The 13,821-nt window shown below is 57.3% G+C and carries 12 protein-coding genes and 1 tRNA gene; 5 read left to right on the top strand and 8 right to left on the bottom strand.

Annotation, left to right across the window (positions count from 1 at the left end):
• The first annotated feature begins 124 nt into the window (after positions 1 to 124).
• Positions 125 to 1,789: an iron ABC transporter permease gene (locus WNY39_RS07535; protein WP_342844971.1), complete on the top strand. Its 1,665-nt coding sequence runs from the start codon at positions 125 to 127 to the stop codon at positions 1,787 to 1,789.
• Positions 1,790 to 1,899: 110 nt separating this feature from the next.
• Here WNY39_RS07535 and WNY39_RS07530 read toward each other — a convergent pair whose 3' ends face one another.
• From WNY39_RS07530 to WNY39_RS07510, 5 genes are all read right to left on the bottom strand, one after another.
• Entirely contained in the window at positions 1,900 to 2,916 is a 1,017-nt protein-coding gene (locus tag WNY39_RS07530; protein ID WP_342844970.1) for a Fe(3+) ABC transporter substrate-binding protein, read from the bottom strand.
• Positions 2,917 to 3,046: 130 nt separating this feature from the next.
• A complete protein-coding gene (gene yghU / locus WNY39_RS07525; protein WP_342844969.1) occupies positions 3,047 to 3,919 on the bottom strand; it encodes a glutathione-dependent disulfide-bond oxidoreductase in 873 nt (290 codons plus the stop codon).
• 16 nt (positions 3,920 to 3,935) lie between these two features.
• Positions 3,936 to 4,496, bottom strand: coding sequence for a hypothetical protein (locus tag WNY39_RS07520; RefSeq protein ID WP_342844968.1), 561 nt, complete (start codon positions 4,494 to 4,496; stop codon positions 3,936 to 3,938).
• A 285-nt stretch (positions 4,497 to 4,781) separates the two neighbouring features.
• Complete coding sequence (ykgO, locus tag WNY39_RS07515; RefSeq protein ID WP_005850168.1) at positions 4,782 to 4,907, bottom strand: type B 50S ribosomal protein L36; 126 nt, start codon at positions 4,905 to 4,907, stop codon at positions 4,782 to 4,784.
• Between the two features lie 77 nt (positions 4,908 to 4,984).
• Positions 4,985 to 5,059, bottom strand: a tRNA-Val gene (locus WNY39_RS07510).
• 150 nt (positions 5,060 to 5,209) lie between these two features.
• Between WNY39_RS07510 and WNY39_RS07505 the strand changes: the two genes are divergently transcribed.
• On the top strand, positions 5,210 to 6,070 hold the full coding sequence (locus WNY39_RS07505; protein WP_342844967.1) for an N-formylglutamate amidohydrolase: 861 nt from the start codon (positions 5,210 to 5,212) through the stop codon (positions 6,068 to 6,070).
• On the opposite strand, the gene WNY39_RS07500 is transcribed toward WNY39_RS07505, so the two are convergent.
• From WNY39_RS07500 to WNY39_RS07490, 3 genes are all read right to left on the bottom strand, one after another.
• The gene (locus WNY39_RS07500) at positions 6,071 to 7,324 is read right to left on the bottom strand and encodes a DNA polymerase IV (RefSeq protein WP_342844966.1); all 1,254 of its coding nucleotides are present in this window, start codon (positions 7,322 to 7,324) and stop codon (positions 6,071 to 6,073) included.
• Between the two features lie 434 nt (positions 7,325 to 7,758).
• Positions 7,759 to 8,448, bottom strand: coding sequence for an orotidine-5'-phosphate decarboxylase (gene pyrF / locus WNY39_RS07495; protein ID WP_341232517.1), 690 nt, complete (start codon positions 8,446 to 8,448; stop codon positions 7,759 to 7,761).
• A 137-nt stretch (positions 8,449 to 8,585) separates the two neighbouring features.
• Positions 8,586 to 8,900 carry an orotidine 5-phosphate decarboxylase gene (locus WNY39_RS07490; RefSeq protein WP_342844965.1) on the bottom strand — a complete coding sequence of 105 codons (315 nt, stop codon included), beginning with the start codon at positions 8,898 to 8,900 and terminating at the stop codon, positions 8,586 to 8,588.
• 280 nt (positions 8,901 to 9,180) lie between these two features.
• On the opposite strand from WNY39_RS07490, the gene clpB reads away from it, so the two are divergent.
• The 3 genes from clpB (at position 9,181) to msrQ (ending at position 13,490) form a co-directional block, all read left to right on the top strand.
• Positions 9,181 to 11,796 carry an ATP-dependent chaperone ClpB gene (clpB, locus tag WNY39_RS07485; protein WP_342844964.1) on the top strand — a complete coding sequence of 872 codons (2,616 nt, stop codon included), beginning with the start codon at positions 9,181 to 9,183 and terminating at the stop codon, positions 11,794 to 11,796.
• Between the two features lie 161 nt (positions 11,797 to 11,957).
• On the top strand, positions 11,958 to 12,866 hold the full coding sequence (msrP, locus tag WNY39_RS07480) for a protein-methionine-sulfoxide reductase catalytic subunit MsrP (RefSeq protein ID WP_342844963.1): 909 nt from the start codon (positions 11,958 to 11,960) through the stop codon (positions 12,864 to 12,866).
• Positions 12,867 to 12,890: 24 nt separating this feature from the next.
• A complete protein-coding gene (gene msrQ / locus WNY39_RS07475) occupies positions 12,891 to 13,490 on the top strand; it encodes a protein-methionine-sulfoxide reductase heme-binding subunit MsrQ (protein WP_342845394.1) in 600 nt (199 codons plus the stop codon).
• The last annotated feature ends 331 nt before the right edge of the window (positions 13,491 to 13,821 follow it).

The raw sequence follows: 13,821 nt of genomic DNA, 5'->3' as shown, positions 1-13,821 counted from the left end.
CTCCGCTTCTCTGGCTCTTAAATATCCTCGCCGAAGGCGGCACCACGTCGCACCACGCGCTGCGATAATTTTGCGCACCCCGCTGGTATTCTCGACTAGAATAGTCGAAACCGAATTTATGACCATGCACCAGAAACCCCCTGCTGAATTTGTCGTCAAAGCCCCACGTGACGGGTTGCGGGGGCTTGCGACGGTTGCGGTCATGATTGCGGCCGCCTGCGCCTTGCCGATGCTTGCAGTGGTGTTGGCCGCATTGGTCGGGGGCACGGACACTGTGCGGCACTTGGTCGATACGGTTTTGCTGGGCTATGCCGGGACGACGCTGCTTCTTGTGATTTTTGTCGCCTTGGGCACGTTCTCGGTGGGGGTTGGGGCCGCGTGGCTTGTCACGATGACCCGCTTTACTGGCGTGAAAATCCTCGAGATCGCACTGGTGCTGCCGTTGGCCTTTCCGGCCTATGTGCTGGCCTATGCCTATACCCATGTCTTGGACCATCCGGGCATTGTGCAAACGGTGTTGCGTGATGTGACAGGCTGGGGCCCGCGCGACTATTGGTTCCCCGAGATCAGATCACTGGGCGGTGCTGCCCTGATGCTGATCTTGGTGCTGTACCCTTACGTATATCTTCTGGCCCGCGCCGCGTTTTTGCAGCAGTCAGCTACGACATTTCTGGCGGCACGTGCCTTGGGAAGCAGTGCCTGGGCCGCGTTCTACAAGGTCAGCCTACCACTGGCGCGCCCGGCCATTGCGGGTGGTGTGTTGCTGACGGTGATGGAGACGATCGCCGATTTTGGAACTGTCGCCTATTTCGGCGTCCAGACTTTTGCCACGGGCATCTACACCAGCTGGTTTTCCCTGTTTGACAGGGCAGGGGCTGCGCAGCTTGCGCTTTGCTTGCTCAGCTTTGCACTGCTGCTTGCGATGCTTGAGCGCATTCAGCGCGGCAAGGCGAAGTACCACGATCCTTCGCGCCGCGCCGTGGCAATGCCGCCGGTGCAATTGACCGGATGGCGGGCGGCGGTGGCATTTGTGGCCTGCGGTGTGCCGGTGCTGCTTGGCGCGGTGCTGCCGGTGGTGATCTTGGTGTTCATGGGGCTTGGGTCTGAACAGGATCTGCTCAGCCCCCGCTATATGGGCTTTATCCGTAACTCGGCCACGTTGGCAGGGGTTGCGGCGGTCGTCACTGTGGCGGCAGCGGTTTGTGTAGGCTTCTTTCAGCGGTTGCGCCCCGGCACCCTTTCCAACGGCGCGGCCTATGTGGCGCGGTTGGGCTATGCCGTGCCGGGCGGTGTGATCGCGGTGGGGCTGCTGGTGCCGTTTGCGGCGTTTGATAACGCGTTGGATGCGTGGATGCGCAGCACTTTCGATATCTCGACGGGGCTATTGGTGACAGGGTCGATCTGGCTATTGGTCGCGGCCTATATGGTGCGCTTTTTGGCGGCAGCCTTGGGCGCGTATGAGGGCGGGCAGGCCATGGTGCATGCCAATATGGATTCGGCGGCACGGTCGTTGGGCGAAACGCCGATTGGCACGTTGCGCCGGGTGCATCTGCCGATCCTGACGCCCAGCCTGCTGACCGCGCTATTGATCGTCTTTGTCGATGTGATGAAGGAACTGCCCGCGACGTTGATCATGCGGCCGTTCAACTATGACACGCTGGCGGTGCAGGCATACCGTCTGGCCAGTGATGAACGTCTAGAAGGTGCTGCAGTGCCGTCGCTGGTGATCGTGGCGATGGGCTTGCTGCCGGTGATCTTGATCTGCCGGCAGGTCGGGCGGCAGCGTTAAGATTTTAAGAGTATCTGATGGTTCCTGCCGCCGCCGGGGCCGAAAAATAAAAGACCGCGCCGAAGATGCTTCGACGCGGTCTTTTGTTCTTTAGCCGTAGGGGGCGTGGGTTATTCCCAGCCAACCGCGTTAAAGATCTTTTGTGCAGTCGGGATGTTTTCTGCCACTTCCGACAGGTTCACCTCATCCGCTTTGAATTCACCCAGCTTGGCGACCGAGTCAGCCAGTTCCACACCTTGGACCGCTGGGAATTCGTCGTTCCCGGCCGAGAAATAGGACTGCGCGCTGTCGGAGGACAGGTATTCAAGGAACTTCACCGCGTTGTCACGGTTTGGCGCGTTGGCCGCGACACCTGCACCGGACAGGTTCATGTGTGCGCCTGTGCCGTCTTGGTCTGGGAAAACCCAACCGATTTTAGCGATATCGGCGCTGACGCCTGAAACGTCGGTGCGGATCGCACGGGCGAAGTAGTAGGAGTTGGAGACAGCGATTTCACATTCGCCCGACACAATGCCGCGCAGTTGGTCGGTATCACCGCCTTGGGGTGCGCGTGCCATGTTGTCGACTACGCCTTGCGCCCATTCGGTTGCTTTTTCTTCACCGTGGTGGGTGACAAGCGCCGCCAGCAGCGTCTGGTTGTACGAGTTCGTGGACGACCGGATGCAGATTTTGCCCTTATACGCAGGATCGGCCAGGTCGAGGTAGTTCATTGGCGGCGTATCTACGGTGTCTTTGGCATAGAAAATGATCCGCGAACGCTGCGAAAAGCCGAACCAGTTGTTGTCGCTGTCTTGCAGGTTGGCCGGGATACGATCCTCAAGAATGTCGCTGTCGACGGGTTGCAGCAGACCCATGTTTTTGGCGCGGGCCAGACGGCTTGTATCCACCGTGATCATAACATCTGCGGGGGAATTCGCGCCCTCGGCGTCCATACGGGCCAGCAGTTCGTCGGCTTTGCCTTCGATCCGGTTGATGGTGATGCCGGTCTGGTCGGTAAAGTCGGAATACAGTTTTTCATCTGTGTCGTAGTGACGCGAGGAATACAGGTTCAACTGTCCCTCGGCAAAAGCGGGCATGGCGACTGAGGCCAAAAGCACGGCTGTAAAAGCGGTTTTTGTCAGGGTCATGAGTATATCCATCTGTTTTAGTAAATTTACAATTTAAGTAAGAAACAGATTTGACCTCTACAATCAAGTATTCTTGAGTAAAACAGTAGGGCGCGTTTTGCCACCGAAGGGGCGGCAAAACGCAGTATTCTTAGGAATCAGACCCGATTTTGTCTTGGGTTTTTGTGTCGAAATCGCTGGCGTCATGACGCTCGTGCAGCTGCATTTCAGGCTCCCCAAAGGGGCGATTCACCATGCGGCCACGCGTGACGGCAGGACGCGCATCGATCTTTTCTGCCCATTTCACGACGTTCTTATACGACGCGACGTCAAGGAACTCGGCCGCTTCGTACAGACGCCCCAACACCAGCTGACCATACCATGCCCAGATCGCCATATCAGCGATGGAGTATTCGCCAGCCATATATTCATTGTCGGCAAGGTGACGGTCCAGAACATCCAACTGGCGCTTGGTTTCCATCGCAAAACGGTCGATGCAATATTTGATTTTGACCGGCGCGTAGGCATAGAAATGCCCGAAACCACCGCCCAGATAGGGCGCACTGCCCATTTGCCAGAACAGCCAGGACATACATTCGGTACGCTGGCTTGGGTCTTTGGGCAAGAACGCACCAAACTTCTCGGCCAGATGCAACATCATCGATGCGGATTCGAAAATACGCTGCGGTTTGTCGCCGGAATGGTCCATCATCGCGGGGATTTTGGAGTTCGGGTTCACGTCAACGAAACCCGACCCGAACTGGTCGCCTTCGCCGATGTTGATCAGCCATGCGTCATATTCCGCGCCCTTGTGGCCAGCGGCCAGCAGCTCTTCAAGCAGGACAGTGACCTTGACGCCGTTGGGCGTGGCCAGCGAATACAGCTGGATCGGATGCTTGCCCACGGGCAGCTCTTTCTCCGAGGTTGGGCCAGCAACGGGGCGGTTGATATTGGCGAATTTACCGCCGTTGCCTTGTTCCCATTCCCAGACGGCAGGGGGTGTATAGTCGGGCAGATCAGTCATGGAGGTCCCTCTCGGTTCAGTCATTTATGTCTGGTGCAGAACCTAGGCTGTGTGAGGGGGAGCGCAAGGGGCGTTCACTGCCGCGTGTACGTCGATAAACGCCCCACGCGATCAGATTGATTACCAGTAAACTGCTGAGTGATGGTGCGATGGCCGCCGAACCCGCCTCTTGCCCCAAGCTGATACTGACGGCGATTTTAAGAAGCGTTCCGGCATTGATGAGCGCAAGACCATACCAAACGTTCCGTTGCCAAAACGCGTAGAACAGCAAGAACAGAAAGAGCGTGGCCCCCACGGTCAGCGCGATCAGAGGCAATTTGTTGTCGTTGGTGAAAAACAACTGCTCTTCCCATTGCAGGTATTCGCGCACCTCTGGGGGTACCGTGGTTGGCGCATCAAACCAGAATAAACTGGTCAGAAGAAGTGCCATGAACCCAAGAATATGCCAGAGTTTGCGCCGATACGCATAATAGGCGGCGGGGACGATGAATACAGGGCGGGAATACCACGAAAATAGGTTTTGATGGCGGTTCCACACCCATGCGCCCATGTCCGATCCGGACAGATAGGCGGACATGAAAATCAAGGCTGAATAGGCAAGAACTGCCCCGGTAAGCAGCAATACCAAGGTATCAATTCTTCGCACGCTTACGTCGTTCATCAGGAATGTTCCACAAATTTGACAGAAGCATTTTATCACAAATATGGCGAAACGGTATGTTTGCCCGCTTCGGTTCGGTCACATGCGCCTGATTATGGTGTTGGGGGCGGACGACAGGAAGGGCAGCCTAAAAGCCATATCCCCCAAACAAAAAAGCCGCCCCCGAAGGAGCGGCCTTTTCTAATTGTCTGCAAGCAGTTCTTAACCCTGGCGGGCTTTGAACCGGCGCTGCGTTTTGTTGATCACGTAAACGCGGCCTTTGCGACGCACAACGCGGCAGTCACGGTGCCGGTTCTTGAGCGAGCGGAGCGAATTGCGAACCTTCATGGTCGTTCTCCTGTGTCGTGGCGCGGGCCAGCGCCGGGTTGCGGGCAGCCCCGCGATTGCGAGGCCAATGAATTAGGTGGTGGGCGATACTGGGATCGAACCAGTGACCCCTTCGATGTCAACGAAGTGCTCTACCGCTGAGCTAATCACCCCCTATGTAACACGAAAACCGACGCCCCAAACAAAAACGGGGCGCGAAATTTCCGCGCCGATAGGGGGGCTATAAATAGAGTCGCAGGTATGATCAAGGGGTTTTGGCTTTGTAAAAACTTGCGCTAGTATGGTTTTTGAAAGGTCCCTTCATGCCACACCCCTCATACGACGTCATTCACCCCGAGCAGAACCTGTCTTGTGTGGTGTTTGCATCCCCGCATTCGGGGCGCAATTACAGTGCTTCTTTCCTGAAATCCACCGTTTTGGACGATCATACGATCCGCTCGTCCGAGGATGCTTTCGTTGATGTGCTGTTTAATGCTGCTCCGCATTATGGTGCGCCGTTTTTGATGGCCGGTGCACCGCGCGCCTATATTGACCTGAACCGCGCCAGCGAGGAGCTGGACCCCGCGCTGATCGAGGGGGTGCGCCGGCAGGGGCATAACCCGCGCGTGGCATCCGGCCTTGGGGTGATTCCGCGTGTCGTTGCGAATGGCCGTGCGATTTATCGTGGGAAAATCACGCTGGAAGAGGCTGAAAAACGTATCGATACCTATTGGCGGCCCTACCATGCGATGTTGCAGCGGCTGCTGAATGATGCGCATCAGCATCATGGTCAGGCTGTGTTGGTTGATTGTCACTCCATGCCTCACGAGGCGGTAGATAGCGTGGCACGACAAGGGATGAAGCGGCCAGATGTCGTGCTGGGCGATCGTTTCGGTGCGGCTGCAAGCAGTGATGTGGTGGACCGGATCGAGGCCGCATTTACCAGCGCGGGGTTCAATGTCACGCGCAACACGCCCTTCGCAGGGGCCTATATTACCCAGGCTTACGGGCGCCCCTTGCGCGGGCAGCATGCGGTTCAGATCGAATTGGATCGGTCGCTGTATATGAACGAGGCCCTCGTGCAGCCGAATGACGATTTCGAGGATGTGCAAAAGGCGCTGCAAACGGTTGTGGCTGAGATTGCGTTGATCGGGCAGGGGCGCGTCCCCTTGGCGGCCGAGTAATCAGCGCAGCGCGCGGCCTTTGACGATGGCCTTGTCACCGAAGCGGTTGCGAATCGCATCCGTCGCCCGTTCCGCCTTGCCGCGACGGCTGGCGTCGGGGTCCAGCAGGTCACCAGACAGGTCCGCGCCATCGGCGTCGCTAAGGTCCGAAATCCCGCAACCCAGCAGGCGATAGGGGCCGGGATCATTCAACTGATCAAACAACCCGCGTGCGGTGCGGTAAATGCGGTCCGCCAATTGTGTCGGATCATACAGTGACACACGCCGTGTGATCAGCGAAAAATCCGAGCGTTTAAGCTTGAGGACCACAACGCGCCCCGCGAGGTTTTTTGCCTTGGCGCGGTCCGCCACCTTTTGCGCCATGCGCCACAGATGGCCGTCCAGCAGCTCTGGGTCCGATGTGTCGTCGTGAAAGGTGGTCTCGTTACTGATTGATTTCATCGGTTCATGGGATGAAACGCGGCGTTTGTCTTGGCCGCGCGCAAGGTGCCACAGACGGTCGCCCATGCCGCCAAACCGCGCGATCAGATCGGTTTGTTCCCACCGCAACAGGTCGGAAAATGTTTGAATGCCCGCCTTGTTCAACGATGCCAGCGTGGCGGCACCGACACCCCAGATCATGCTTACGGGTTTGTCGTGCAAAAATGCCATCGTCTCGTCTTGGCCGATGATTGAAAAGCCATGTGGCTTATCCAGATCAGACGCGACCTTGGCCAGGAACTTGTTATGGGACAGCCCGATTGATCCGGTCAGGCCCAGCTCGGTCTTCATCCGCCGTACCAGTTTTGCCAGCATGACGGCAGGCGGTGCGCCGTGCAGTTTGGTCGTGCCGGTCATATCCAGAAATGCCTCGTCCAACGACAGAGGTTGGATGGCGGGGGTCAGCTCCTCCATCATCGCGCGGATGGCGCGGGATGCTTCGACATAGGCTTCCATGCGCGGCTTGATGATCACCGCCTCGGGGCAAAGCTTGAGCGCCTGAAACATTGGCATGGCAGACCTAACGCCTTTGATTCGCGCAATATAGCAAGCGGTCGAGACGACGCCGCGTCGTCCACCCCCAATAATGACAGGTTTTCCGTTCAACGCAGGGTTGTCGCGCTTTTCGACGGAGGCATAGAAGGCATCGCAATCCATATGGGCGATGGACAGGTCAAACAGTTCCGGATGAGACATCACACGGGGGCTGCCGCAAGCCGAACATCGGCGCGCGGGGGATATCTGGGTCAGGCAATCGCGGCAAACTGCGGGCATAAGGGATATATGGGCTTAGGGACGGTGCTGGCAACATACCGCAGGCCGTCGGGTTTGAACATGGCGCGTCGGGGCGCGCCCGTTGGCCTTATACTTAAGTATATAGTGTATTGCGTTATCGGCGGAAGGGGCCCGTGCGCGCTGAGGTATGCGTCGGCTGCAGCTTCTTGCGGCGTGCAACGGCGCTTTCGTCGGCATGTCACAGATGATCTGAGGGGGTCGTTTAAAGACGCGCGGGGAGGGGGGAGGAAAAGAGCCCCCCGCAACCAGCGGGGGGAGGTGACGAACATCAGGAAGAACCAGTTCGTCGGGGAGTATCACCAAAGTAAGGTTGCCATATCATTCTTGGGTTACAAAGGCAGAATTCCCGTATTACGACAGTAAAGCCGGGTCTGTTACCCATTAAGCACAGTCAACGATTAAAGGTGGCGGGATTAAGGCAATTCGGCCAGTACGGCGCGTGCTGCGGCGCTTGGATCGCTTGCTTGCCAGATCGGTCTGCCGACCACGATATGGTCCGCGCCGTCTTTGATGGCCTGATGCGGGGTCGCGACACGTTTTTGATCGCCCAAGGCCGCACCTTGGGGGCGTACACCGGGGGTGACAATCAGCTTGCCCTGCGACTGTGGCAGCGCCCGGATCAGCGCCGCTTCTTGCGGCGAAGCGATGATACCATCTGCACCGGCCTCGAACGCGCGACCGGCGCGGGTGGCAACCAGATCGGGAATGTCGCCTTGCTGGATCAATGCCGCATCAAGGTCTGCGCGGTCCAGCGATGTCAGAACCGTCACGGCAAGGATTTTGGTCCGCGATCCTGCGGCACCTTCCATCGCGGCGCGCACAACATGGGGGTCGCCATGGACAGTCAGGAAATCCAGATCGAACTGGGCCAGCCCGCGTACCGCCGCTTCGACAGTTGCGCCAATGTCGAACAGCTTCATATCCAGAAAGACGCGTTTGCCGTGCTCTTGGATCAGTTCATTGGCAAGGCCAAGCCCACCCGTGGTCAGCATCCCCAACCCGATTTTATAAAACCCGACGCTATCGCCGAGCTTTTGCGCCAGCTCCAACCCCGCGACAGCGTGAGGAACATCAAGGGCAACGATAAGGCGATCATCTGACATGGGGGCACTCCGGTTGTCGGGCAGGGGCAAACGGTTGTGCTTTACGGTGTCAGGCTGCCCATGTCCATTATAATGCAAACCGGAAAAGGCAGGTGCGGTTTCTGGCGGTGCAGGTATCGCGCCGCCGATCAAACGTTTCAGGCCGCGCGCAGGCCCGACAGGCTAGCAATATGCGCAAGCCATGTTTTCGGATCGAAACGCTGCCGTCCACCACGCGGCGGGGTGGATTGAAACTGCAATTCGCTGAACATTCCGCTGCGGGTCGCGTGACGCCGCTCGGCCTGTTTGCGCAAGCCCGCTGCGGCATCCGCGAAGGACGTCGAAATTGGCGCGTTGATCGAACAGGCATATTTGCGAGAGCCGTCTATATCGTGGACGGTTACCAATGCCTCAAAGCATTGCTCGGCTGCGTTGTAGATTACATCGGTCATTTGAACTGGGCGGGTCTGCATGTCTCGTACCTTTTTGGTTCCAGCACCTGTCATCAGTGCGATGGGATGGTCCGTTGTCTTCTGCGATAAAAACGGTACTGCGGCCCAAAGAGTTCCAATTGCCCCATCCACACCGGCGGAAAGCCGCGAATTCGAATTCGTGACTAAAAACTGCGTATTATACAGCGAGCCTCTTGAAACCACCGGCTTGAGATACTTGATTTAGGTCAAGGCCCACAAACTGACGTGCTGATATTCAGGCGTCAAAATCATAGGGCGCTTAACTGAAAAGGAGAGAACCATGGACTTGAGCAAGTTCACGGAGAGATCGCGTGGCTTTATTCAGGCAGCGCAGACCATCGCGACCAGAGAGAGCCACCAACGGCTGATGCCAGAGCATCTTCTCAAAGCGTTGATGGATGACGATCAAGGGTTGGCAACCAATCTGATTACCGCGTCTGGCGGTAATGCACCCGCAGTTGTCCAAGCTTTAACCCTGTCGATGGGCAAGATGCCCAAAGTGTCGGGCGACGCGGCCCAAGTATATCTGGACAATACAACAGCCAAGGTTTTGGCCGAGGCGGAAGAGCTGGCCAAGAAGGCCGGTGACAGCTTTGTGCCCGTTGAACGCGTTTTGATGGCGCTGTGCATGGTGAAATCTGGTGCAAAGGACGCATTGGACAGTGGTAAGGTGACGGCGCAAGCGCTGAACGCTGCCATTAATGATGTGCGCAAGGGTCGGACGGCGGATACCGCCAGCGCCGAAGAAGGCTATGAAGCGCTGAAGAAATACAGCCTTGATCTGACGGAACGTGCCCGCGAAGGTAAAATCGACCCTATTATTGGCCGGGACGAAGAAATTCGCCGCGCCATGCAGGTGCTGAGCCGTCGTACAAAGAACAACCCGGTTCTGATCGGGGAACCCGGCGTTGGTAAAACAGCGATTGCCGAAGGTCTGGCCCTGCGGATTGTCGATGGTGACGTACCCGAAAGCCTGCGCAACAAACGTTTGTTGGCGCTGGATATGGGCGCATTGATTGCCGGCGCCAAATACCGTGGCGAGTTCGAAGAACGCCTAAAGGCCGTTCTGACCGAAGTGACCGAGGCCGCTGGCGAAGTGATCTTGTTCATTGATGAAATGCACACCCTTGTTGGTGCGGGCAAAGGCGAGGGCGCGATGGACGCGGCCAACCTGATCAAGCCAGCGCTTGCACGCGGGGAGCTGCATTGTATCGGTGCCACAACGCTTGATGAATATCGCAAGTATGTCGAAAAAGATGCGGCCCTTGCCCGCCGGTTCCAGCCTGTCATGGTCGAGGAACCTACGGTCGAGGACACCATTTCGATCCTGCGCGGTATTAAAGAGAAGTACGAACTGCACCACGGTGTGCGGATCAGCGACTCTGCGCTGGTGGCGGCGGCAACGCTGTCGCACCGCTATATCACTGACCGTTTCCTGCCTGACAAAGCGATTGACCTGATGGACGAGGCCGCCAGCCGTTTGCGGATGGAAGTCGACAGCAAGCCAGAAGAACTGGATGCGCTGGACCGTCAGATTATGCAGCTTCAGATCGAAGCTGAGGCGCTTAAGAAAGAAGATGACGTCGCCAGCAAAGATCGCCTTGAGAAGCTTGAGAAAGAGCTGGGCGATCTTCAGGAAAAAGCCGATGCGATGACTGCGCAATGGCAGGGCGAACGTGACCGTCTTGAGGGCGCGCGCGAGCTGAAGGAAAAGCTGGACCGTGCGCGGGCCGAGCTGGACATCGCCAAGCGCGAAGGCAATCTGGCCAAGGCCGGAGAGCTGTCTTATGGCGTGATCCCTGATCTGGAGCGTAAGCTGGGCGAGGCCGAGGAAAGCGAAACCGACGTGATGGTGGAAGAGGCCGTGCGCCCCGACCAGATCGCAAGCGTGGTTGAACGCTGGACAGGTATTCCTGCTGGCCGGATGCTGGAAGGCGAACGTGACAAGCTGTTGCGCATGGAAGATCAGTTGCACAACCGTGTGATTGGCCAAAACCAAGCGGTCAAAGCCGTAGCAAACGCGGTGCGCCGTGCGCGGGCCGGTCTGAACGACGAGGCGCGGCCTTTGGGCAGCTTCTTGTTCCTTGGGCCAACCGGCGTAGGTAAAACCGAGCTGACCAAAGCCGTGGCCGAGTTCTTGTTCGACGACGAAAACGCGATGGTGCGGATCGACATGTCCGAATTCATGGAGAAACACGCCGTGTCTCGCCTGATCGGTGCCCCTCCCGGCTATGTCGGCTATGACGAAGGCGGCGTTCTGACCGAAGCCGTGCGGCGCAGACCCTATCAGGTTGTGTTGTTCGACGAGGTCGAAAAGGCGCACCCCGATGTGTTCAACGTGCTGTTGCAGGTTCTCGACGATGGTGTGCTGACCGATGGTCAGGGTCGCAAGGTCGATTTCAAGCAAACGCTGATCGTTTTGACCAGCAACCTTGGTGCGCAAGCGCTAAGCCAACTGCCCGAAGGCGGGGATATGGATCAGGCCAAACGCGATGTGATGGACGCAGTGCGCGGGCACTTCCGGCCCGAGTTCCTGAACCGTCTGGACGAAACGATCATCTTTGACCGGTTGGCGCGTGCTGACATGAACGGGATCGTCGATATCCAGATCAGCCGTTTGCTGAAACGTCTTGCCGGTCGCAAGATCGAGCTTCAGCTGGACGACGGCGCGCGGCAATGGCTCGCGGATGAAGGATATGATCCGGTGTTCGGTGCGCGGCCGTTGAAGCGGGTGATCCAACGCGCGCTTCAGGATCCGCTGGCCGAGATGATCCTGGCCGGGGATGTGATGGATGGTGATCTGATCCCCGTGTCGGCAGGTGCCGACGGTCTGATCATCGGTGATCGGGTGGCGGCCAGCAACCGGCCAAAACCGGATGACGCGACCGTTCACTAAGCGACACTATATATACAGTAAGAAAGGGCCGTGGCATTTGCTGCGGCCCTTTTGCGTTTTGGTGACAATAAGGTGTGATTGCTGAAATGTCGCCGCTTACCGTTTGGTCGATCCCGATCCGGGCGCTATCTACTGTATATATAGATGTAAGGAGCGCCCGAATGGCCAACCGCTGGATCAATACGCTGACAGAAAAAGACGTGACCCCCGAGGGGCTGTTCATGAACCGACGGCAGATCATGGGCGGGGCATTGGCAGGGATCGGTTTGGCCGGGATCAGCAGCAGCGCCAGCGCGGCACCCGAAGGGTTGGAGCCGAACACCTTTGAGGAAATCACTTCCTACAATAACTACTACGAGTTCGGCACCGGCAAGGATGATCCGGCCAAATATGCGGATGCACTGACCATTGATCCCTGGACGGTCGAACTTGACGGCATGGTCGACAAACCCGGTGCCTATGCGTTCGAAGACATCATGAAGGCGATGACCATCGAAGAGCGGCTTTATAAATTCCGCTGTGTCGAGGCATGGTCGATGGTGATCCCCTGGAACGGGTTCGAACTGGCCGATCTGCTGAATATGGCGGGCGTCCAGTCTGGCGCGAAATATGTGGCCTTTGAAACCGCATTGCGCCCGGACGAGATGCCCGGCGTCGCCTATCCGGTTCTGGATTGGCCCTATGTCGAAGGCTTGCGGCTGGACGAGGCGATGCACCCGCTGACGATTATGGCGACAGGCGTCTATGGCAAAGACATCCTGAAACAGAACGGCGCGCCGCTGCGTTTGGTTGTTCCGTGGAAATACGGCTATAAATCGATCAAGTCTGTGGTGCGTATCACCTTGACCGATACCCAACCCCCGACAAGCTGGAACAAGGCCAATGCCCGCGAGTACGGGTTCTATAGTAATGTGAACCCGCAGGTCGATCACCCGCGGTGGTCGCAGGCGACCGAACGGGCAATTGGCAGTGGTCTGTTTTCCAAACGCATCCCGACCGAGATGTTCAACGGGTACGAGGAAGACGTGGCAGCGCTTTATGCTGGCATGGACCTGACCAAAGACACTTAAGGCAAGGCAGGCGGCGTGGCGCATATCGTGGATCAGGTAAACGGATTTGTCCGCAAGGTCCCGACATGGCCTGTCTATATACTATGTGTTCTGCCCGTGCCGTGGTTGTTGTATCTGGCGCAAACCGGCGGTTTGGGCGTAGAGCCCATCAAGGCGCTCGAACATGAGCTGGGGGAGATTGCCCTTCAACTTCTTATTGTCGGGCTGACGATCACACCTTTGCGCAGATACGCAGGTTTGAACCTGATCAAGTTCCGCCGATGCATTGGGTTGATGGCCTTTCTATATGTATCGCTGCATTTGCTGGTCTGGCTGGTTCTGGATATCGGAATCCTCAGCCAGATCTGGGCGGACATTATCAAGCGTCCTTATATCACCATCGGCATGGCCGGCTTTCTGTGTCTGGTGCCGTTGGCAGTTACATCGAACAGCTATTCGATCCGCAAGCTCGGGCCGAAGTGGCGGACCCTTCACAAGCTGACCTATCTGGCTGTGATCCTGGGCGGGGTTCACTTTATCTGGCTGGTCAAAGGGTTTCAGGTCGAACCGCTGCTCTACATGGCTGTGATTCTGGGTTTGCTGGCGCTGCGGCTGCCAAAACGCCGAAAACGGCAGGCAATCTGATTTGATTCTGGCGGGTTGCTGCGATTCCAGGCCGATTCACCCAAATCTAGGCCGGAATGTTGGCGCAAACGGTCGCCCAGAAGCGTCGAGTCGCGGCGCGATCTGTGGATAACTCAAAAGGTTCCCAGAAAGATCCCGACCCTTACCTTTGGTAAGAGCAATAATCGTACCCAAACACCCAAAGACAGCGCATCATTTGCCAATCAACATGCTGATTTTAAGTCAAAATTCAGGAAATGAAGAAAAAGTGCAATAATCCGAAAAAAGGGGTTGCGGGTATTTGGAACAAACCTTAGAACCCCCCTTACCGGAGACGCAGACAAGCGGACAC

This window comes from Sulfitobacter sp. AS59, assembly GCF_038899995.1.
In the GTDB taxonomy this organism is placed as follows: Bacteria; Pseudomonadota; Alphaproteobacteria; order Rhodobacterales; family Rhodobacteraceae; genus Sulfitobacter.
Note: the sequence above shows the minus strand (reverse complement) of the source record. Positions and strands in the feature narration are given on the sequence as shown.

Bases quoted from the DNA above. Each gene is read 5' to 3' on its own strand.
- WNY39_RS07535 (WP_342844971.1), top strand. From the start codon at position 125: ATGCACCAGAAACCCCCTGCTGAATTTGTCGTCAAAGCCCCACGTGAC.
- WNY39_RS07530 (WP_342844970.1), bottom strand. From the start codon at position 2,916: ATGACCCTGACAAAAACCGCTTTTACAGCCGTGCTTTTGGCCTCAGTC.
- yghU (WP_342844969.1), bottom strand. From the start codon at position 3,919: ATGACTGATCTGCCCGACTATACACCCCCTGCCGTCTGGGAATGGGAA.
- WNY39_RS07520 (WP_342844968.1), bottom strand. From the start codon at position 4,496: ATGTCCGCCTATCTGTCCGGATCGGACATGGGCGCATGGGTGTGGAAC.
- ykgO (WP_005850168.1), bottom strand. From the start codon at position 4,907: ATGAAGGTTCGCAATTCGCTCCGCTCGCTCAAGAACCGGCACCGTGAC.
- WNY39_RS07505 (WP_342844967.1), top strand. From the start codon at position 5,210: ATGCCACACCCCTCATACGACGTCATTCACCCCGAGCAGAACCTGTCT.
- WNY39_RS07500 (WP_342844966.1), bottom strand. From the start codon at position 7,324: ATGCCCGCAGTTTGCCGCGATTGCCTGACCCAGATATCCCCCGCGCGC.
- pyrF (WP_341232517.1), bottom strand. From the start codon at position 8,448: ATGTCAGATGATCGCCTTATCGTTGCCCTTGATGTTCCTCACGCTGTC.
- WNY39_RS07490 (WP_342844965.1), bottom strand. From the start codon at position 8,900: ATGCAGACCCGCCCAGTTCAAATGACCGATGTAATCTACAACGCAGCC.
- clpB (WP_342844964.1), top strand. From the start codon at position 9,181: ATGGACTTGAGCAAGTTCACGGAGAGATCGCGTGGCTTTATTCAGGCA.
- msrP (WP_342844963.1), top strand. From the start codon at position 11,958: ATGGCCAACCGCTGGATCAATACGCTGACAGAAAAAGACGTGACCCCC.